This window comes from Streptomyces sp. DSM 15324 (assembly GCF_001514285.1).
GTDB lineage: Bacteria > Actinomycetota > Actinomycetes > Streptomycetales > Streptomycetaceae > Streptomyces.
In genome coordinates this window covers 333193-352341 of record NZ_KQ949032.1, presented here as the reverse complement: position 1 = coordinate 352341, position 19149 = coordinate 333193, and the positions used below count along the sequence as shown (strand labels likewise).

The 19149-nt window shown below is 72.5% G+C and carries 18 protein-coding genes, 4 tRNA genes and 1 other RNA gene; 9 read left to right on the top strand and 14 right to left on the bottom strand.

Features of this window, described 5'->3' with window-relative positions:
• Nucleotides 1–264 precede the first annotated feature (264 nt).
• The 8 genes from AQJ58_RS29615 to AQJ58_RS29580 all read left to right on the top strand — a co-directional run bounded on the left by AQJ58_RS29615 (nucleotide 265) and on the right by AQJ58_RS29580 (nucleotide 4882).
• Nucleotides 265–582: a histone-like nucleoid-structuring protein Lsr2 gene (locus AQJ58_RS29615; protein ID WP_055631821.1), complete on the top strand. Its 318-nt coding sequence runs from the start codon at nucleotides 265–267 to the stop codon at nucleotides 580–582.
• Between the two features lie 150 nt (nucleotides 583–732).
• Nucleotides 733–804 (top strand) — tRNA-Gly (locus AQJ58_RS29610).
• An 80-nt stretch (nucleotides 805–884) separates the two neighbouring features.
• A tRNA-Gly gene (locus AQJ58_RS29605) sits at nucleotides 885–957 on the top strand.
• Between the two features lie 153 nt (nucleotides 958–1110).
• Nucleotides 1111–2064, top strand: a complete 954-nt coding sequence (locus AQJ58_RS29600; protein ID WP_067255650.1) for an ABC transporter ATP-binding protein — start codon at nucleotides 1111–1113, stop codon at nucleotides 2062–2064.
• A 113-nt stretch (nucleotides 2065–2177) separates the two neighbouring features.
• The gene (locus AQJ58_RS29595) at nucleotides 2178–2921 is read left to right on the top strand and encodes an ABC transporter permease (protein ID WP_067255765.1); all 744 of its coding nucleotides are present in this window, start codon (nucleotides 2178–2180) and stop codon (nucleotides 2919–2921) included.
• A 21-nt stretch (nucleotides 2922–2942) separates the two neighbouring features.
• The gene (locus AQJ58_RS29590; protein ID WP_067255648.1) at nucleotides 2943–4178 is read left to right on the top strand and encodes a sensor histidine kinase; all 1236 of its coding nucleotides are present in this window, start codon (nucleotides 2943–2945) and stop codon (nucleotides 4176–4178) included.
• Complete coding sequence (locus AQJ58_RS29585) at nucleotides 4175–4783, top strand: response regulator transcription factor (protein ID WP_067255646.1); 609 nt, start codon at nucleotides 4175–4177, stop codon at nucleotides 4781–4783. The genes AQJ58_RS29590 and AQJ58_RS29585 overlap by 4 nt, the downstream gene beginning before the upstream one ends.
• Nucleotides 4784–4806: 23 nt before the next feature.
• Nucleotides 4807–4882 (top strand) — tRNA-Gly (locus AQJ58_RS29580).
• A gap of 116 nt (nucleotides 4883–4998) precedes the next feature.
• On the opposite strand, the gene AQJ58_RS29575 is transcribed toward AQJ58_RS29580, so the two are convergent.
• The 6 genes from AQJ58_RS29575 to ffs all read right to left on the bottom strand — a co-directional run bounded on the left by AQJ58_RS29575 (nucleotide 4999) and on the right by ffs (nucleotide 14287).
• Nucleotides 4999–5898: a phosphoribosylaminoimidazolesuccinocarboxamide synthase gene (locus AQJ58_RS29575; protein WP_067255644.1), complete on the bottom strand. Its 900-nt coding sequence runs from the start codon at nucleotides 5896–5898 to the stop codon at nucleotides 4999–5001.
• A gap of 102 nt (nucleotides 5899–6000) precedes the next feature.
• Complete coding sequence (locus tag AQJ58_RS29570) at nucleotides 6001–7545, bottom strand: N,N-dimethylformamidase beta subunit family domain-containing protein (protein WP_067255642.1); 1545 nt, start codon at nucleotides 7543–7545, stop codon at nucleotides 6001–6003.
• 238 nt (nucleotides 7546–7783) lie between these two features.
• Nucleotides 7784–10036: a M48 family metalloprotease gene (locus tag AQJ58_RS29565; RefSeq protein ID WP_067255641.1), complete on the bottom strand. Its 2253-nt coding sequence runs from the start codon at nucleotides 10034–10036 to the stop codon at nucleotides 7784–7786.
• A gap of 322 nt (nucleotides 10037–10358) precedes the next feature.
• Nucleotides 10359–11612, bottom strand: a complete 1254-nt coding sequence (purD, locus tag AQJ58_RS29560) for a phosphoribosylamine--glycine ligase (RefSeq protein ID WP_067255639.1) — start codon at nucleotides 11610–11612, stop codon at nucleotides 10359–10361.
• Nucleotides 11613–11725: 113 nt separating this feature from the next.
• Nucleotides 11726–14134, bottom strand: coding sequence for a DNA polymerase III subunit gamma and tau (locus AQJ58_RS29555; RefSeq protein ID WP_067255637.1), 2409 nt, complete (start codon nucleotides 14132–14134; stop codon nucleotides 11726–11728).
• Nucleotides 14135–14188: 54 nt separating this feature from the next.
• An RNA gene (gene ffs, locus AQJ58_RS29550) (signal recognition particle sRNA small type) lies at nucleotides 14189–14287 on the bottom strand.
• A 72-nt stretch (nucleotides 14288–14359) separates the two neighbouring features.
• Here ffs and AQJ58_RS29545 point away from each other — a divergent pair.
• A tRNA-Ser gene (locus AQJ58_RS29545) sits at nucleotides 14360–14447 on the top strand.
• Nucleotides 14448–14526: 79 nt separating this feature from the next.
• Here AQJ58_RS29545 and AQJ58_RS29540 read toward each other — a convergent pair.
• The 8 genes from AQJ58_RS29540 to AQJ58_RS29515 all read right to left on the bottom strand — a co-directional run bounded on the left by AQJ58_RS29540 (nucleotide 14527) and on the right by AQJ58_RS29515 (nucleotide 19081).
• Entirely contained in the window at nucleotides 14527–15777 is a 1251-nt protein-coding gene (locus tag AQJ58_RS29540) for a tyrosine-type recombinase/integrase (RefSeq protein WP_067255635.1), read from the bottom strand.
• A 10-nt stretch (nucleotides 15778–15787) separates the two neighbouring features.
• Nucleotides 15788–15994, bottom strand: coding sequence for an excisionase family DNA-binding protein (locus AQJ58_RS29535; protein WP_067255633.1), 207 nt, complete (start codon nucleotides 15992–15994; stop codon nucleotides 15788–15790).
• The gene (locus AQJ58_RS29530) at nucleotides 15987–17339 is read right to left on the bottom strand and encodes a replication initiator (RefSeq protein WP_067255632.1); all 1353 of its coding nucleotides are present in this window, start codon (nucleotides 17337–17339) and stop codon (nucleotides 15987–15989) included. The genes AQJ58_RS29535 and AQJ58_RS29530 overlap by 8 nt, the downstream gene beginning before the upstream one ends.
• A 97-nt stretch (nucleotides 17340–17436) precedes the next feature.
• Nucleotides 17437–17742 (bottom strand): SpdD protein, encoded by a 306-nt coding sequence (locus AQJ58_RS29525; RefSeq protein WP_067255630.1) that lies wholly within the window; start codon nucleotides 17740–17742, stop codon nucleotides 17437–17439.
• Nucleotides 17743–17766: 24 nt separating this feature from the next.
• A complete protein-coding gene (locus tag AQJ58_RS43995) occupies nucleotides 17767–17922 on the bottom strand; it encodes a hypothetical protein (protein ID WP_167795700.1) in 156 nt (51 codons plus the stop codon).
• Between the two features lie 17 nt (nucleotides 17923–17939).
• Complete coding sequence (locus AQJ58_RS41725; protein ID WP_055633477.1) at nucleotides 17940–18119, bottom strand: mobile element transfer protein; 180 nt, start codon at nucleotides 18117–18119, stop codon at nucleotides 17940–17942.
• A gap of 15 nt (nucleotides 18120–18134) precedes the next feature.
• Entirely contained in the window at nucleotides 18135–18845 is a 711-nt protein-coding gene (locus AQJ58_RS29520; RefSeq protein WP_067255628.1) for a DUF2637 domain-containing protein, read from the bottom strand.
• Nucleotides 18846–18868: 23 nt separating this feature from the next.
• Entirely contained in the window at nucleotides 18869–19081 is a 213-nt protein-coding gene (locus AQJ58_RS29515) for a hypothetical protein (RefSeq protein WP_067255626.1), read from the bottom strand.
• Between the last annotated feature and the right edge of the window lie 68 nt (nucleotides 19082–19149).

Here is a 19149-nt window from a genome sequence, read left to right as displayed (position 1 = left end):
AGGAATCTACGTGAGCGTCATCACGATCAGGTATCGGACCAGTGCCATCGCGAAAAGTTCAGGGAAAGATCCGGGGTGCACCCGCGTTCCCTATTGCGCCGGGACACGCGGAGAGATTTAGTCGGGCTTCACATTCCATTGCCGGGCACTGTACAAATGAATTGGCAATAGCCGATACTTTGCCCCATAACTGGCGGACAGTCGACATCTCCGTGACGTCTTGGCACGTCATCGCAGAGCTGTCGCACGAAGGGACCGATATTCGTGGCGCAGAAGGTCGTGGTCACTCTCTTTGACGACATCGACGGCTCGGAAGCGGCGGAAACGATCGCCTTCGGACTCGACGGCAAGTCGTACGAGATCGACCTGAATGAAGCCAATGCCAAGAAACTGCGTAAGGCGCTCGCGCCCTACGTGGAGGCCGGCCGCAAGCGGTCGAAGTCCGGCAAGGCGTACAAGCAGACGGAGGTCGCGCCCGACCCGGCGGCCGTGCGCGCCTGGGCCCAGGCCAACAAGATGGAGGTGCCGGCCCGCGGCCGCATCCCCAAGAAGGTCTACGAGGCCTTCGCCGAGGCGCAGTAGCCCGGCCCCTGTTCGAGCCGCTCCCGCGGTTGCCCCCGGGTCCGTCAGCACGGCCCGGGGACAACCGACTTGCGTTACCCCCCACATGGTCGGCTAGTGTCTGGAGCACGCCGCCGGGCAGGGCCGAAAAGCCCAGCTCACGGAGGCCACGCGGGTGTAGTTCAGTAGTAGAACATCCCCCTTCCAGGGGGAAGGCGCAGTGTGCGATTCCTGTCACCCGCTCTGCATCGCCGTCCTGACCACGGTTGTGGATCAGGTAGGCTGGTGCTCGCGCCGATCGGTGAGAGCCGGTCGGAGGCAATGCGGACGTAGCTCAGTTGGTAGAGCGCAACCTTGCCAAGGTTGAGGTCGCGAGTTCGAGCCTCGTCGTCCGCTCGGGAAGGAGACCCCGGTCCATCGGACCGGGGTCTTTTCGTGTGTTCGTCATCATGTGTTCCCCTTCGTGTGCCGCCGTCACCTGACATTTGTCATACGGAGTGATGACAGCTCGCACTGCTGTCGGGCCCTGTCCGACGGGAGCCTTGAGACATGGACACGAATGAACACGTGATTGAGGTCACCGGCCTCCGGCGTGTGTACGGGGGCGGGTTCGAGGCGATCCGTGGAATCTCCTTCCACGTCGACCGCGGTGAGATCTTCGCGCTGCTCGGTACCAACGGCGCCGGCAAGACATCGACCGTCGAACTGCTGGAGGGCCTCGCGCGCCCCGACGCCGGACACGTCCGTGTACTCGGCCACGACCCGTACGCCGAGCGGGCCGCCGTCCGGCCGCGCACCGGCGTGATGCTGCAGGAGGGCGGGTTCCCCTCGGAGCTGACCGTCGCCGAGACCGCGCGGATGTGGGGCGGTTGTGTGAGCGGCGCCCGGCCCGTCGGGGAGGCGCTGGCCCTGGTCGGGCTCGCCGGCCGGGCGGACATCCGGGTCAAGCAGCTCTCCGGCGGCGAGCGGCGCCGCCTCGACCTGGCCCTGGCACTGCTCGGCGACCCCGAGGTGCTGTTCCTCGACGAGCCGACGACCGGCCTGGACGCCGAGGGCCGCCGCGACACCTGGGACCTGGTCCGCGCCCTGCGCGCCTCGGGTACGACGGTGCTGCTGACCACGCACTACCTGGAGGAGGCCGAGCAGCTCGCCGACCGGCTGGCCATCCTGCACCAGGGACGCATAGCCGCCTCGGGGACACCCGCCGAGGTGACCGCGGCCGAGCCCTCCCGGATCGTCTTCCAGCTGCCCGAGGGGTACTTCATCGGCGACCTGCCCCCGCTCGGCGAGCTGGGCGTGTGCGATCACGAGGTCGAGGGACGCCTGGTCCGGCTGCGGACCAGGGAGTTGCAGCGGACGGCGACCGCGCTGCTGGTGTGGGCCGAGCGGGCACGGGTCGAGCTGCGGGGGCTGGACGTGCGGTCGGCATCGCTGGAGGAGGCGTTCCTGGGCATCGCCCGGGAGGCGTCGGAGCGCACGAGGACCGAGGGGGCTGTGGCATGAGCGGGAACACGGTGAACAACGGGACCGGTGAGGGCACCGCCCTGGGCGCCGGGAGCGGGGGCACGCAGGCCGGCCCCGCGTCCAGGGGCGCGGTGACGACCCCGGTGAGCCGGATGGCGGCCCTCGCGCGGGCCGAGCTGACCCTGCTGGTGCGCAGCAAGAGCACGCTGCTCACGGCGGTGCTGGTGCCACTCGTGCTGCCGTTCTGCTTCGGGCCCCTGATCGACAGCATGGACGTGCAGGACGTCGGTCTGACGACCGGTCTGGTGCTGCTGCCGACGGCGATCGGATTCTCCCTGGTGTTCGGGGTGTACTCGGCCCTGACCGCCATCTACACCGTCCGGCGCGAGGAACTGGTCCTGAAGCGACTGCGCACCGGCGAGCTGCAGGACACCGAGATCCTGGGCGGGACCGCGCTGCCGGTCCTGGTGACGGGGCTGGTGCAGTCCCTGGTGCTGGTGGCGGCCTCCACCGCGGTGCTGGACGTGCCCGCGCCGAAGGCTCCCCATCTCGCCGTCCTGGGACTCCTGTTGGGCCTGGCCCTCTGTGCGGCGCTGGGGGCGCTCACGGCGGCCCTGACCAGGACCGTGGAGAGTGCCCAGGTCACCCCCCTGCCGTTCGTGCTGGTCTCGATGATGGGCTCCGGGGTGACCGTCCCCCTGGAGATGCTGCCCGACCGGGTCGCCTCGGTCTGCGAACTGCTGCCGCTGTCCCCGGCGATCACCCTGATACGCGGCGGCTGGACCGGCGACCTCTCCGCCTACGAGGCGCTGGGGACGATATCCACAGGCCTGGCCTGGACGGTACTGGCAGTGTTTGCTGTACGGCGGTGGTTCCGGTGGGAACCACGGCGCTGAGACGGGGGACGAGGGGAAGAGATGCGCGGCCCGGGGCGCTGGTGGCGGGGGAAGAGCACACCGGCGAAGTTCGAGACGTACACGCGGTGGTCGTTCCACTTCTTCGGAGTGAGCGAGATTCTCGGGATCAGTCTGCCGGCCGTCGGCTCCCTGGGACCCGGTCTCGGCGGCGCGCTGCTGACCATGGTCACGGTGCATGCCGTGCTCTGCATGGTGACGGTGTCCCGGGGGCTGGACTGGAGGCGTGGCCGGCGTCCCCAGCCCGTGCGGCTGCTCTGGACGCTCGGCTCGCTCACCGCCGCCATCGGGGTGGCGGCCCTGTGGATCGCCCAACGGGGTCCCGACCATGAGGGCGTGGACACCACCGCGGGTGCCGTTTTCGGCCTCGTCCTGACTATTGGGACAGGCATCCTCCCGCTCGGGGTGCGGGACCGTCGACGGGTGTACGCGATAGTGGCCGGCTTCTCGCTCGGCGCGGGCGTCGCCTGCCTCCCGCTGAAGGTGCCGCTGCCCGCCGCCGTCCTCAGCGTGGTGGGCGTCTTCTTCGCCTCCGGCCTCGTCGCCGGCACCGCGCTCTTCTCGGTGTGGCTGCTCGACGCCGTCTACCGGCTCGACGAGGCCCGCGAGACCCTTGCCCGGCTCGCCGTCGCCGAGGAGCGGCTGCGCTTCGGGCGGGATCTGCACGACGTGATGGGGCGCAACCTCGCGGTGATAGCGCTGAAGGCGGAGCTTGCGGTGCAGCTGGCCCGGCGGGGGCGGCCGGAGGCGGTGGAGCAGATGATCGAGGTGCAGCGGATAGCGCAGGACTCCCAGCGGGAGGTGCGCGAGGTCGTGCGCGGGTACCGGGAGGCCGATCTCTCGGTGGAACTGACCGGCGCGCAGAGCGTGTTGGCGGCCGCCGGGATCGACTGCGAGACGCGAGGGGAGGCGGACGGGCTGCCCAGTGAGGTGCAGTCGGCCCTCGGCTGGGTGGTGCGGGAGACGACGACGAACGTGCTCCGGCACGGGGACGCCCGGCGGTGTGCGGTGGAGCTGCGGATCGCGGAAGGACGCGTGGTGCTGACCGTGGAGAACGACGGGGCCGAGGCCGTGCGCCACGGTGCCGGCGGGGGCGGGTCGGGGCTCGCCGGGCTGCGGGAGCGGCTGCGGCAGGTCGACGGGACGCTGGAGGCCGGGTTCGTCCGGCCCGGGGTGTTCCGGGTCGTGGCCGAGGTCCCCCTGGAGAGAACGAACATGGTCAGCGAGGTCACTTCATGACGGTGCGGGTGCTGCTCGCCGACGACGAGCATCTGATCCGCGGTGCGCTGGCCGCGCTGTTGTCCCTGGAGGACGATCTGCTGATCGTCGCGGAGGCGGCCACCGGACCGGAGGCGCTGGCGATGGCGCGGGCGCACTCACCGGATGTGGCGGTGCTCGATCTCCAGATGCCGGGTGCGGACGGTGTGAAGGTCGCCACATCGCTGCGGGCCGAACTGCCCGGCTGCCGGGTGCTGATCGTGACCAGCCATGGCCGGCCGGGGCATCTGAAGCGGGCGCTCGCGGCGGGTGTGCGGGGGTTCGTCCCGAAGACGGTGAGCGCTCAGCGGCTGGCGGAGATCATCCGGACCGTGCACTCCGGAAACCGTTACGTCGATCCGGAGTTGGCCGCCGACGCCATAGCGGCCGGGGATTCGCCGCTGACCTCGCGTGAGGCCGAGGTGCTCGAACTCGCCGCCGAGGGGGCGCCGGTCGCGGAGATCGCCGAGCGGGCCGGGCTGTCGCAGGGGACCGTGCGGAACTACCTCTCGTCGGCCGTGTCCAAGCTGGGGGCGGAGAACCGGCACGGGGCGGTGCGTCTCGCACGGGAGCGGGGTTGGGTATAGTTGGCCTCGCGCCACGGCGCAGTGCGGACGTAGCTCAGTTGGTAGAGCGCAACCTTGCCAAGGTTGAGGTCGCGAGTTCGAGCCTCGTCGTCCGCTCCAGTGAAACCCCGGTCCGGTGGGCCGGGGTTTTTGCTTGCCGTCTTCGCGTGCGGGTTTGCGCCTGCTCCGGTAAGGGCGGTCCGGGTGGCCCCCGCAGGTCACGGGGGCCGTCCGGGTCAGGACCAGGTGAGGCCCGTCAGGCGCTCGTAGGCCTCGATGTACTTGGCGCGGGTGGCGTCGACGATCTGCTGGGGCAGCGGCGGCGGGGGCTGCTCGCTCTTGCGGTCCCAGCCGGACTCGGGCGAGGTGAGCCAGTCACGGACGAACTGCTTGTCGTACGAGGGCTGGGCGCGGCCCGGCTGCCAGGCGTCGGCCGGCCAGAAGCGGGAGGAGTCCGGGGTGAGGACCTCGTCGGCGATGACGAGGGTGTCGCCGTCGAAGCCGAACTCGAACTTGGTGTCGGCGAGGAGGATGCCCCGGTCGCGGGCGATGTCGCGGGCGCGGCCGTAGACGGCGAGGGTGGCCTGGCGGAGCTGGGCGGCGGTGTCGGCGCCGACCTGGCGGGCGACCTCCTCGTAGGAGACGTTCTCGTCGTGTTCGCCGACGGCGGCCTTGGTGGCCGGGGTGAAGATCGGGGCGGGGAGTTCGCTGCCGTCGACCAGTCCCTCGGGGAGGGCGAGGCCGCAGACCGTGCGCGACTCGACGTACTCGACGAGGCCGGAGCCGGTGAGATAGCCGCGGGCCACGCACTCGACCGGGAGCATCCGCAGGGACTTGCAGACCAGGGTGCGGCCGGCCCAGTCGGCGGGGGCGCCGGGGGGCAGTTCGGTGCTGAGGACGTGGTTGGGGACCAGGTCGGCGAGCTGGTCGAACCACCACAGGGAGAGCTGGGTGAGGACGCGGCCCTTGTCGGGGATCTCGGTCGGCAGCACCCAGTCGTAGGCGGACATACGGTCGCTGGCGACCATCACGAGGTCGCCCGCCTCGTTCTGGTACAGCTCGCGCACCTTGCCGGTGTGCAGATGCACCAGGCCCGGCACCTGGAGGGGCTCGGGCTTTTCTACGAATCCGGACACGGTTCCTCCCCGTGATTTCGTCCTGAACCTTGATTGTCCCGTACGTCGGGACGGATCAGGGACGGAGGGTCCGCCGAGCTGGCGGGGAGGCGGGGGGAGGGGTCAGTCGCGCTTGCAGATGCGGTCGAGGAGGTTGGCGGTGGCGCGCTGGATGCGGGGGTCGACGTGGCCGGGGCGGTCCAGGGCCGGGGACCAGGCGAAGGTGCCGGAGGCGAAGACGAGGGCGCCCGAGGGGGCGCGGTAGAGGGAGGTCTCCTGGTGGCGCAGGACGCCGTCATGGTCGGTGTAGGGGGAGTGGGCGAGGAGGATGCGGTCCTCGTGGGGCGGGAGCGGGGTGCGCGGGAAGTAGCGGTCGGCCTCGCCCGCGACCAGGCCCTCGATGCCGTCGCCCTCCTGGGTTCCGGTGGCCTCCCAGAGCCAGTGGTCGGCGTTGCGCACGATCAGCGGATGCGGCTCGGGGACCCGGCCGGCGTACTGGATGCCGACCAGCTGCTGCTCGGCGCGGTCGATCTCCCGCCAGAGGACGGACTTGCCGGGGCCCCTGCGTTTGCGGCAGGTGAGCAGCCGGGCGGGGACTCCGGACGGGGAGGGGCCCAGCTCCACCTGCCAGTACAGGCTGTTGGCGGAGAGGAAGACCAGGGAGGTGCCGCTGTCGCGGGCGAGTTCGACCGTGCGCCGCATGGTCGCCGACCAGTACTCGTCGTGGCCGGGGAAGACGAGGCCCCGGTAGCGGGTGGGGTCGACCTGGCCGGAGTGCAGATCGCGGGCGTCGGCGTAGGCGAGGTCGTAGCCGTAGCGCTCGGCCCAGCGGATGACGTCGTAGGCGTGGCCGACGTGCAGGGGCAGGCCCGCGCCCGCGTACGGCCGGTCGAAGGAGACCGTGGTCGCGGCGTCGGCCTCGCCGAGGAGCCGGCCGTCGCGGTCCCAGGCGTGGTAGAAGCTGGCGCCGGTACGGCCGTCCTCGGGGTAGAGGTTGTAGGCCTGCCAGGTGACGTCGGGCAGGAGCAGCAGCAGGTCGGCGGGGTGCTGGTCGCGGACCGTGAAGGGGACGTGGGAGCGGTAGCCGTCGGCCGTGGTGAGGACGGCGACGTACGCCCCGACATTCCAGTACGAGGGGATCTGGAGCCGCCAGGAGAGCCACCAGTGGTGGCAGGAGACCGTGCGGTCGGCGGTCAGCGGCGGGGGCTGGACGATGCCGGCGAGACGCGGGCTGGTGGTGATCTTCGCGGCGCCGGCCCCGTCGTAGTGGCCGATGCGGTAGATGTCGACGCTGAATTCCTGGGGCGGGTCGACCGTGATGTGGAAGTCGACGGCCTCGCCGGGGGCGACCGCTCCGGTGGAGGTGAAGCCCTTGATCTGGCGGCGGACGTCGTCTGCGGAGCGGGGGACCCCGGACGCGGAGGCCGGGCCGGGCGCGGTGCGCGGGCCCGGGACCCTGGGCCCCCGCCCGCCGCCCGCGCCGACGCCTCCGTCCGGCCCGGGCGCGGGGGCCGGGTCGACGTACCAGGGGACGACCTGACCCGTGTCGTCGAAGTACGTCTCGCTGCCGCGCAGCCAGGGGACGGGGCCCTGGCCGAAGGGATCCGTCACGGCGTGGGCCAGTGCTCCCGACTCCCAGCGGCGGATGTGGTCCGGTCCCGGTGCCATGGCGCTCCCCTCCCTGGTGCCCCTGTGATCGTCCGGCGGTGCGGTCGCTCGCGCTGTACCCGCCGACTGACCGGCCGGCAGGTCGGCTGTCCTATGTCGCACGCCCATGCCATGGGCGCGTTCGATCCCAGCACATCACATAACGCGCGCAGACAGTCACTATTCGTTGCGAATTGGCCGAAAGTGGAACCAGGGGATCCGTTCCGGGCGGGCAGGGGTGTCCGGGCGAGTCGGGGGGTCAGCCGAGGCGTACCGGCTTCTCGGGGCGTATGCCCAGTTCCACCAGCCAGGCACGCAGGGGGGTCGCGTCACCGTCCTCCACGAGGCTGAGCACACGGGGGGCGAGGTCGGCCACCCGCTCGCCGTCGACGAGGAGGGTGGGGCCGTCGAGCCAGTCGAGGCCGGGGGTCGCCCCGACGGTGTCCATCGCGGCGCAGCACACCATCGCCGTGACGTGGTCGGCGAGCAGTTCGCGGTCGGTGCGTGGGGGCTGGAGCGGGAAGAGCGGAAGCGCGCCGTCCTCCCAGAGCGGACCGTCGGGGCCGCCCTGGCTGCCGCCGGGCACGGGGGGCTTCGCCGCGGTCGCCGTCGCCTCCTCCCGCGCCACCTCCGAACCGAGCCGCGCGGCGAGTGCGGAGGAGCGGGGATTGGGGGCGGGGAGCTCGTCTCCGCCGTCGGCCTCGGCTCCGGCCCAGCCGCCGGCCTCGGCGCCGTCGGCCTGGGCGCCTGCCCCGCTGCCGGCCTCGTCGCCGTCTTCGCCGTCGGCCTTGTCGCCGTCTTGGCCACCGTCGTGGTCGCCGATTCGGGCGCCGCCGTGGTCGCTGATTCGGGTGCCGCCGTGATCGCCGGCTTGGGCGCCGCCGCGGCCGCCGTCTTGGGCAGGCCCGAGATCGGCGCCGTCTCGGCCGCCACCGTGATCGCCGTCCTCGTCGCCACCGTGATCGCCCTCCTGGGCAGGCCCGAGATCGGCGCCGTCTCGGCCGCCACCGTGATCGCCGTCCTCGTCGCCACCGTGATCGCCCTCCTGGGCAGGCCCGTGCTCGGCGCCGTCTCGTGCCACGCCGTAGTCGCCGTCCTGGGCGGGCCCGAACTCCGTGCCGTCGTGCCCGAGGTCAGTGGCGTCGTCGGGTGGGGTGGGGGACGCGGCGCCTGGGGTGGAGAACGCGGGGCCCGGCGAAGGGGTGGCTGTCCCAGGCGGGACGCCTCCGGCGGACGTCAGGTGGTCCAGGACCCGGGCCAGGGTGGGGCCGGACGGGTGGTGGGAGGCATGGTCGGGGGTGGGGCGGACGCCGAGGGCGTCGAGGACGCGGTGGAGGCGGGCCGCGTCGGTGCGCCATTTACGGTCGACGACCTCCTCCGGGTACTCCTGCCAGTCCACCGGCGACCAGTCCGGGCCGCACTCGGCGGGCCCGCCGTGGAAGAGGCGGGCGGCGAGCAGGGAGGCGGCCTCGTCCACCGCACCGGGCTCTTCGAGCAGGTCACAGGCGGGGCGCTCACCGAGGCGGGAGGCGAACCCCTCGGCCAGGCGGTCCCGGCGGGAGAGCTCGGTCAGCGCGGCCACGACACCGGCGTCCAGCCGGGACGGCCAGCGGCCCATCCGCCAGGCCGGCAGCGCGACCCGGGTCAGCAGCCGGTCCCAGCCCGCGTACGCGAGGCCCACCTGCTCCTGGGCGACGATCCGCAGGCCGTAGTCCACCGCCTGGGCGCGCTCGGCCGCCGCGGCCGCCACACCCCGCTCCATCTCGGCGGCGTGCACCTGGCAGCTGCGCAGCATCAGCCGGCTGACCCAGCCGATGCCGGCGCAGACCGGACGGGCGGCGGGACATCGTCCGCGGTCGGCGGAGACGGCCACCGCGGCGTCCAGCCCGCGCACGAAGCGCCGGGCCGCGGCTATGTCGGGGTGCGCCGAAGGACCCGTACCGGCGACGACCGGGGCGAGGACGGCGCGCAGTTCACCGACGCGCATCCACCACAGGAAGGGGGAGCCGATGACGAGGACCGGCGCCGTCGCCGTACGACGGGGCAGGTGGTGGCGGCTCGGGCCCGCGCCGGCTATCTCGTCGCCGCGCCGGGGCGCGGGCGGGCCATGGGACGGGTGGGTGCGGTCCTCCAGCCAGCTGTCGCAGTCCGGGGTGAGCGCTATGGCGGAGGGCGCGGGGACGTCGAGACGGTCGGCGAGGTCGCGCACCAGCCGGTACAGATCGGGTGCCGCCTCCTCGGCGACGGCGACCGTGGGGCTGACGGCGGGCCGGGCGCGGGCGACGACCAGGCCCACGACCCCGGCGGCGAGCAGGACGACCAGCGCGACCACGCCGACCACCCAGCGCGCGGTGTCCCAGCCGGGGCCCACGAGGTGCCCGGTGGACCCCCCGGCGAAGAGGATCACGGCGGCGCCCGGGGGCAGCAGCGCGACGGCGAGCGCCCGGCTGCGGACCCGCAGCACGGCCAGCGCCCGGGCCCGCGCACTCTGCGCGCCCGCCTCCGCTCCCATACCGCTCACGACCGGAACTCACCCCCTCACCGTCTCGCCGTCCTGGCCGGCCTGCTCCTGCTCACTCCCCCACTGTGGCACCCGCCACTGACATCGCAATGCCGGTGGGCCAAGTGCCGGAATGCTTGCGCCGCACCCTAGTTGGCGCTCCGGCCCCCGTCAGCCGGATGGCTCAGCGCTCACTCGATGGAATGGCTTTGGGGAAAGGTGAACGACGGTGGGCAACGATCAGGCCCCGGGTTCCCGGGGAGCCCACGAGGGGTTCCCCAGGGCCCGGGGCCTGGGTGGTGCGCTGGGGGAATGCGGTCCGTTCGCGGGCGTGTTACGCGCCCGCCGCCGCCTTCGCCGCGATGTCCGTACGGTGCTGGGAGCCGTCGAGCCCGATGCGGGTGACGGCCCGGTACGCCCGCTCGCGCGCCTCGGTGAGGTCCGTGCCGGTCGCGGTGACGGACAGCACGCGGCCGCCTGCGCTGACGACCGTCTCGCCGTCCTTCTTCGTCCCGGCGTGCAGGACGTACGCGTGCGGGGCGTCCTCGGCGGCCACGGTGTCGAGGCCGGTGATGGCGTCGCCGGTGCGCGGGGTGCCGGGGTAGTTGTGCGAGGCGATGACGACGGTGACGGCCGCGTCCTCGCTCCAGCGCAGGCGCTCCAGGTCGGCGAGGGTGCCGTTCGCGGCGGCGAGCAGCACTCCGGCGAGCGGGGTCCGCAGCCGGGCCAGGACGACCTGGGTCTCCGGGTCGCCGAAGCGGGCGTTGAACTCGATGACGCGGACCCCGCGGGAGGTGATGGCGAGGCCGGCGTAGAGCAGCCCGGAGAACGGGGTGCCGCGGCGGCGCATCTCGTCGACGGTCGGCCGCAGGACGGTCTCCAGGACCTCCTCGACCAGCTTCGGGTCCGCCCACGGCAGCGGCGAGTACGCGCCCATGCCGCCGGTGTTGGGGCCCTCGTCGCCGTCGAGCGCCCGCTTGAAGTCCTGGGCGGGCTGCAGCGGGAGGACCGTCTCGCCGTCGGTGATCGCGAAGAGGGAGACCTCCGGCCCGTCGAGGAACTCCTCGATGACCACACGGTCGCAGGCCGCGGCGTGCGCCTTGGCCGCCTCGAGGTCCTCGGTGACGACGACGCCCTTGCCGGCCGCGAGACCGTCGTCCTTCACGACGTACGGCGCGCCGAACGCGTCGAGGGCCTCGGCGACCTCCTCGGCGGTCGTACAGACGTAGGAGCGGGCGGTCGGGACGCCGGCCCCGGCCATGACCTCCTTGGCGAAGGCCTTCGACCCCTCCAGCTGGGCGGCCTCCCGGGACGGCCCGAAGACCGGGATCCCGGCCTCCCGCACGGCGTCGGCGACCCCGGCCACGAGCGGCGCCTCCGGGCCTACGACGACCAGCTCGGCGCCGAGCTCCCGCGCCAGCGCGGCCACGGCGTCGCCGTCCAGGGCGTCGACCTGGTGCAGCTCGGCGACCTCGGCGATGCCGGCGTTGCCGGGCGCGCAGTGCAGCGCGGTCACGGCGGGGTCGAGGGACAGGGAGCGGCACAGGGCGTGTTCGCGGGCGCCGTTACCGATGACGAGGACGTTCACAGGGGTCAGCCTAACGGCAGGGGGCGGGCGCCTTTGTGCGGGAGGCCGAGGGGCGAGGGGCGGGGAGTTCGTAGGTTCCGACGAACGGCGGCGCGGGCGCCCGGCGGGCCCGCCTACTCGTTGGTGTACTCCTCCACCACGGTCGCGCCCAGTTCGCGCACGATCAGTTCGTGGCCGGAGAGGGCCGACTCGTTGAGGTCGGGGTCGTCGTCCTCCGGGATGTCGTCCTCGGGGGCCACCGGCTCCGGGGCCGGGGGCCGGGGCGGGGCGGGCGGCGGGGACGCGGGCGCCGGGCCCGCTGCGGAGCCGGGCTGGGAGGGGGGTACGGAGGGGGACTGGGCCTGGGGGGTGGGGCCGCCGGAGGCCGGGGTGGGGGCGGACGGGGCGCCGCCGCCGTACCCACCGCCGGGGCTGCCGTACCCGCCGGGTACGCCTGCGCCGCCGGGGCTGCCGTATCCGCCGCCCGGGCTGCCGTACCCGCCGGGCGCGCCGGTGCCGCCACCGCCGTAACCGCCGGTCGGAGCGGGGGCCGAGCCGCCGGACGGGTCGATGACCGCCTCGATCTTCCACTGGACGTTGAACTGCTCGCCGAGCGCCTGGCGCAGCACCTCCTCGCTGCCGCTGCTCGCGAAGTTGTCCCGGGCGCCGGCGTTGACGAAGCCGAGCTGGAGGGTGGTGCCGTCGAAGCCGGCGATGTGCGCGTTCTGGCTGAGGAGGATCCAGGTGAAGCGGCGGCGGTTCTTGACCGCCTCCAGGATGGTGGGCCAGAGCGTGCGGGGGTCGGGACCGCCGGCGGGGGGCGCGTACGCGGCGGGGCCGGCCCCGGAGGCGGGCGGGGCCGCGGGAGCCTGGGCGGGGCCGGGGGCGGATGCCGCCGGGGGACGTGCCGCTCCGCCGCCCGCGGGGGCGGCCGTGGGCCAGCCGCCCGGCCGGCGTCCGCTGCCGGCGGCGGTGGCGGTGGGCCAGGCGCCGGGGGCGGGAGCGGCCTCGGCGGCGGGGGCCTGCGCGGGAGGTGCGGAAGGGGGCGCCGGGGCAGGAGCGGGGGCGGGGGCGGCGGCCTGGGGAACGGCGGAGGGCGGGGCCGGGGACTGAGCGGGCGGCTGGCCCTGGAAGGGAGCCGGGGACTGCCCGGCGTAAGGGGCCGCGGCAGCCGCACCACCGGCGCCGGCACCGGCCGGGGAACCAGGGCCGGCACCCACTCCCCCTCCCCCGGGGGCGCCACCTCGCACCGCCGCCCGCGCGGCGGCCGCCCCGCCTCCCGGGGGGATGGGGGCGCCGCCGGGCGCGGCCGGGGCGGCATGGGCCTCGGGGCCGGGGACGTATCCCATGGCGGGCATGCCCTGGACGGCGCCGGCGGCGAAGTTCACCCCGCGCTCGATGCGGTCGAGTCGGGCCATGACGGAGCGCTCGTCGCCGTAGGCGGCGGGGAGCAGCACGCGGGCGCAGATCAGCTCTAGCTGGAGGCGGGGCGAGGTGGCGCCGCGCATCTCGGTGAGGCCCTCGTTGACCAGGTCGGCGGCGCGGCTCAGCTCGGCGGCGCCGAAGACGCCGGCCTGGGCCTGCATCCGCTCGATGACATCGGCCGGGGCGTCGAAGAGCCCCTTCTCGGCGGCGTCCGGGACGGCGGCGAGGATGACGAGGTCGCGCAGCCGCTCCAGCAGGTCGGCGACGAACCGCCGCGGGTCGTTGCCCCCCTCGATGATCCGGTCCACGACCTCGAAGGCGGCCGCGCCGTCACCGGTGGCGAAGGCCTCGACGACGGAGTCGAGCAGCGAGCCGTCCGTGTAACCGAGGAGGGACGTGGCCATGGCGTACGTCACACCGGCCTCGGTCGCGCCCGCGAGCAGCTGGTCCATGACGGACATCGAGTCACGCACGGAGCCGGCACCCGCGCGCACGACGAGCGGCAGCACGCCGTCCTCGACGGGGATGGCCTCCTTCTGGCACACCTGGCCGAGGTAGTCCCGCAGCGTCCCGGGCGGCACGAGCCGGAAGGGGTAGTGGTGCGTCCGCGACCGGATCGTGCCGATGACCTTCTCGGGCTCGGTGGTGGCGAAGATGAACTTCAGATGCTCCGGGGGCTCCTCGACGACCTTGAGGAGCGCGTTGAAACCGGCCGACGTGACCATGTGGGCCTCGTCGATGATGTAGATCTTGTAGCGGCTGCGCGCGGGCCCGAAGAAGGCCTTCTCGCGCAGGTCACGGGCGTCGTCCACACCACCGTGCGAAGCGGCGTCGATCTCGATGACGTCGATCGAGCCCGGGCCGTTGCGCGCCAGGTCGTGGCAGGAGTCGCACTCCCCGCACGGGGTCGGCGTGGGGCCCTTCTCGCAGTTCAGGCAGCGGGCCAGGATGCGCGCGCTGGTGGTCTTCCCGCAGCCGCGCGGACCGCTGAACAGGTACGCGTGATTGACCCGGTTGTTCCGCAGCGCCTGCTGCAGCGGGTCGGTGACATGCTCCTGCCCGATGACCTCGGCGAACGACTCCGGGCGATAGCGGCGGTACAGCGCGAGAGACGACACGCTTACGAGGTTATAGGCGCCCACCGACAACCGGCCCCGGGTACCGCCCCGCACCACGCAAGCGCCCCCCACGCACCCGCCAGAGCCGACCTACCCTTGCTGCCTTCCGGCCCTGGGGGAGTTCAGTCAGATAGCGCCGCGTGAGGGGCTGCCCAAACAGTACCCGATGCCGACGGCCGGGAACGAGTTCGCGAGCACTCCTCTCGGTCATGTAATGTTCCGAGCGGAGGATTCGCCTAGAGGCCTAGGGCGCACGCTTGGAAAGCGTGTTGGGGGCAACCCCTCACGAGTTCGAATCTCGTATCCTCCGCCAGTGCCTCACCGGGCACGATGTCGAAGGGCCCCACCGTTCGCGGTGGGGCCCTTCGACGTTGTCCGTCTCAGTTTCCGTCTCAGTTCGTCTTTGAGTCTGTTTCCGGGAGCTCCCAAAGAGCGTCGCCGACTTGCTGCGCGACTTTCCGGAGCATGGTCCCCGTCACGTGCATGTACCGAGCGCGCATCCGAGCCGCTCCCCCAGGCTCCCAACCCATGATCGAGTCGATCACGACGTCTGGGACGCCGAGGATCAGCAGGACGGTCGCGGCGGTGTGGCGAGCGTCATGGAGACGGCCGTTGCGGACGCCAGCGTCACGGAGAAGCCGCTTCCAGACATGGAAGTCGGTGTTTGGGCTCAGTGGTCCGCCGACCGGCGAGGCGAAGACGTACCCCTTGCCCTCCCAGTCGCTGCCAGCCGCGATCCGCTCCCGCTCCTGGGCTTCCTGGTGCTGGCGGAGAATCTTGATCAGTGGATCAGGCAGGCCGATGGTTCGCCGTCCCGCGCGGGACTTGGTGGACTTGTGCTCGCGGCGGGTCTGCTGTCGCTTCGGGCAGTAGCCCGCCTTACGGCCGCAGGGGTCGCTCTCGCAGCCGTGCGCGTACTTCGGACGCAGCCGGTTCTTACGGATACGGACGTACCCGGCGGTCAGGTCGACGTCTTCCCAGTGGAGCCCGAGCGCCTCCCCTTGCCGGAGACCGAGCGCCAGGGCGACGACCCAGCGGGCGCTGTTGCGGAGCTTGGCCGCCTCGACGAGGAGGCTCTGTACCTCCTCGATCGTGTACGGCTCGATGTCCTCCTCTTCGAGCCGCGGAGCCTTGGCGATCTCGGCCGCGTTCGTCACGACATGCCCGCGTCGCATGGCCTCACCGAGGGCGACCCGGATCGTCCGGTGGGCGTGGTGGGCGGTGCCGGCGGAGCTCCCGGACGCCTGCATCTTCCGGTAGAAGGCTTCGAGGTGCTCGGGCTCCAGGCGGTCAAGCTTGTGAGCTCCCAAGCCGGGGACGAGGTGAACGCGGACGTCGACCTCGTACCCGTCGTACGTGTTCTCCGAGACGTACGGCTTGGCGATGTTCTCGACCCAGTGCTCAAGCCAGGCTTGGAGCGTCCAGCTCTGCCCCGGCTTCCTGAGCTTCTTGTCGTCCCGCGCCCGCTCCATTTCACGGACGGCCTTCGTCACCTCGGCCTTGGTCTTGCGCTCGATGTGGCGGCGGTCCGGCTTGCCGTCATCACGGACGCCGACGGTCACTCGTCCGTGCCACTTGCCGTCTTTACCGAGGTAGACGGTCGAGGCCCCGTTGGGCTGGCGGGTGCGCTTCTGCTCTGCCATGTCGTCCCTCTCAGGCCGCGTGGGCGGGTCGGTGGCGGAGCTTGGCCACGTAGGCGGGTACGGCTTCGGCAGGGACTCGGCGGAGCCGCCCGACCGTGACGGACTCGATCTCTCCGGCGAGGACGAGGCGGAAGCACGTCGTGCGCCCGATACGAAGTCGGCGAGCAGCTTCCTCCACGGTCAGGAGGGCCAAGGAAGGGTCGAAGGGGTCAGCCATGGGTGGGCTCTCCTTCCGTTTCGGATGCGTCGGGCCGTCGTGAGGTGGCCAGCCAGGTTTCTGCGGCAGTCAGGCCGGTACCGGCGAAGCGCCAGTGCGAGAGGACGAGGACGGTGTCCGGGTCGGGCAGCGGGTGACCGACTGCGGCGGCGCGTTCGCGGGTGAGTGCTTCGTTGTGGTCGGCGCGTTCCTGGCGGAGGGCGCCGAGGGTGACGGAGTACGCGCGGGACTTGGTCGAGAAGTGGCCGCGGAAGCCGAGCATGTGAGCCCACTTGCGCAGGCGCAGGTTTTCGAGTTCAGGGAGGGCGCCGAGGTGCCAGCAGGTGAGGATCATCTGTCGGGCGTGCTTGGTGACGTCGGTGCCAATGAGGTCGGTGATGGGGTTGCGGATGGGGCGGTCGAGAGTGCCGGTCGCGCTTTCTGCGCCCTTCGTGGCGTACTTGGCGATGTAGGCGGCGACGGCGCGGCTGGTCAGGTCTGTGGTGCCGGCGAAGTCGGCCGAGCGGATGGGGCGGATGTCGAGCTGTTCGCCGAAGCGGAAGGTGTAGGTGCGGCCGTCGAGGAGCGGGCCGGGCGTCTCGGCGAGGCGGGCCGCCGAGCGGATGGCGTCGGTGAGGAGTTCGGTCGTAGCCCACGCAGGCGGGGTGTCCTCGGCACCGTCCGGGCCGTCGAGCCGGATCACCGCATGGAAGTGCACCGCGCCACGCCGCTGATACTCGGCAACCTTGGCGTAGGACACCTTCAGACAGTCGCGCAGCTCCGAGCGGCCGATGCCCGCGCGGGACGCGAGCTGTTGGCGCAGGTAGGTGGCGAACCGGGCCCACAGGGCACCGGCGTGCGCGTTCCAGAGCACGGCGGCGCGGTAGTCGTAGCGGTCCGGGTTCAGAGGGGTGCCGAGGGCGGGGTCGCCGTCAGGGTGGGTGCGTCCGCAACGGCAGCGGCCACCGCCAGGGCGGTTGTGGACGGGGCCGAAGGAGGGGGCGGTGAAGGTGGCGAAGACGCGGGGGTGTCCGGCGACGGCCGGGCCGATTCCCTTGCCGCCGCTCAGACCGGCAGTGATGAGGTGGTAGGTGTCTTTGCGGTAGACCTCGGCGCAGGCGGCGCACCTGGTCGCGCGGCGGTTGTTGCAACGAATGAGGAGCTGACCGGCTGGAAGGTCGCGGTCGACGAGTTCGCGGACGATCTCGCCGGTCGCGGCGTGGACGTCCAGGCGGTGCCCCTCCATCCGTACGGGCCGCTCGCAGCCGCCAAGTCGCTGGATCTGGTGTGCGTAGGTGCTCAGGTCGCCGTGCAGGGCAAGGGCCGCCAGCTGGCGGACGGCTCCGGTGGGAGCCTCGGGGCGCATGTGCGGGTTCCTCCTTGGAGGAGAGTTCGGGGCGGACACCCGACTTGTCCAGGGGGCTAGACATCATGGGCAAGTCGGGGCCATGGCGTAGAGGAGATCAGCGGCGGTCGCTCTTGAGGACCGAGCGGATGACGACCGCGCAGACCGCCACGGAGGCGGCGGTGACAGCGACCGCGAGGAGCATGGAGACCAGGACCGTGCCCACGACCAGGACCAGGGCGCCGCCCCCGGCGACGAGTGTCAAGGTGCTGCCGGGGGTGAGCTGAACCGTGGGCCGGTTGGACACCGGGGCGGACGCAGCCGGGGTGGGGGTGGGGTTGTAGGGCGCCCGGTTGTAGACGGTCGGGGCCGGAGAGGTGGGGACCGGAGCGGTGTCCTGCGGCGGGTACTTCGGGGTGAACACGTCGGTGATCCCTTCTGCGGGCGGTCAGTCGAGGAGCGTGGCGACGGCGGGGGCGAGGACGCTGTTCGCCACGAGGTAGCCGCCGAGGAGCAGCAGGGCGACGAGCCACCACGGCGGCCGGGCGAGCTGGATGCCGAGGACGGCGACGACGAGCACGGCGAACCAGAGGGGGACGTCCATGGCGGTGAATCTCCTTCTCAGGCCTTGCAGCGGTGGGTGCGGGCGGCGAGTTCGGCAGCGGCGCGGCTGTCGTACTCAGCGGAGAAGTCGCAGCGGGGCGCGGTGCAGGCGGCGAGGTGGCGGTTACGGCCACGGGCAAGGAACGAGGCGACCTGTACGGGACCAAAGCGGCGGACGTTGCGGAAGCGCGGAGTCATGCAGGCGGTCCTTTCTCAGAGGTGGGCGGCGACGGAAGGCGTCATGGCCGGGGGCAGGCCGAGCCGGGCGCGTACGGCGTCGGCGTCGGCCGGTTGGCCCGTCGCGGCGCGGTGTTCGGCGGCGAGGGCCTGAACGCGGTCGACGAGGGCGGGCGGCAGAGCGATGGCTGGAACAGGCGCCGAAGTGGGCGCCGGAGCGGCGGTCACAAGGTCGGTCGGGGGTTCGTCAGCCGCCGAAGCCGGGGTGGGTGCTGGGAGTTCGTCACGGCGGGGCGGGTCGACCGCGACGGGGGTCGAAGGCGGTGCGGGTTCTGTCTCCGGCGTCACGGAGGCCGCTGGTTCCTCCGAGGTGCGAGGCCCGTGTGCCAGCAGCGTTCCGCCGAAGAAGGCGACGGCGGGCCAGCCGGCCACCACGACGCGGAGCCATGCGGGAACGTGGTCCAGGTCGAGGAGGCCGGCGGTGGCGACGTTGGCGCCGAGGGAGGCGGCCAGTGCGACCAGGAACCAAAGCCGCGGGCCCCCGGCGGGACGTCCAGCGCGTTGCTGTTCGCGCATTCGGCGCCATGCGGCGACCAGCAGCAGGTCAACGCTGACGGGGTAGGCCCACGCTTTCCAGCCGCCCTGTCCGGCCGCCTCCGCCAAGTCGTGAAGGTGGGAGAAGGAGAGGGCACCCGCGATGACGGCTTGGACGATCACGGCGTCCACGCGGGCGAGGTGGGCACGCATCGGCTCGGCTCCTTCCAGCGTGATCAGTCGGCGGACTTGAGGGAGTCAGCGCGCTCACGGGCGAGACGAGCCACCTCGGCGGCCTCGGCGTCGCCGGGTGTGTGGGTGGCAATGCGCTCCAGCAGGTCGGCCTTACGGGCCATGAGCGCGGCGAACTCGCCAGGGGTGCGGTTCTGACGGAGCGCGGCCAAGTCGGCGATGAGCGCGCTGACCTCGGCGATAGCGGGCCGGGACATGGGGCGTCCTTCCGGTTTCGGGCATGGGCGGGGTAGGGACTTGGCGCGAGGCGGTCACGCCAACCGTG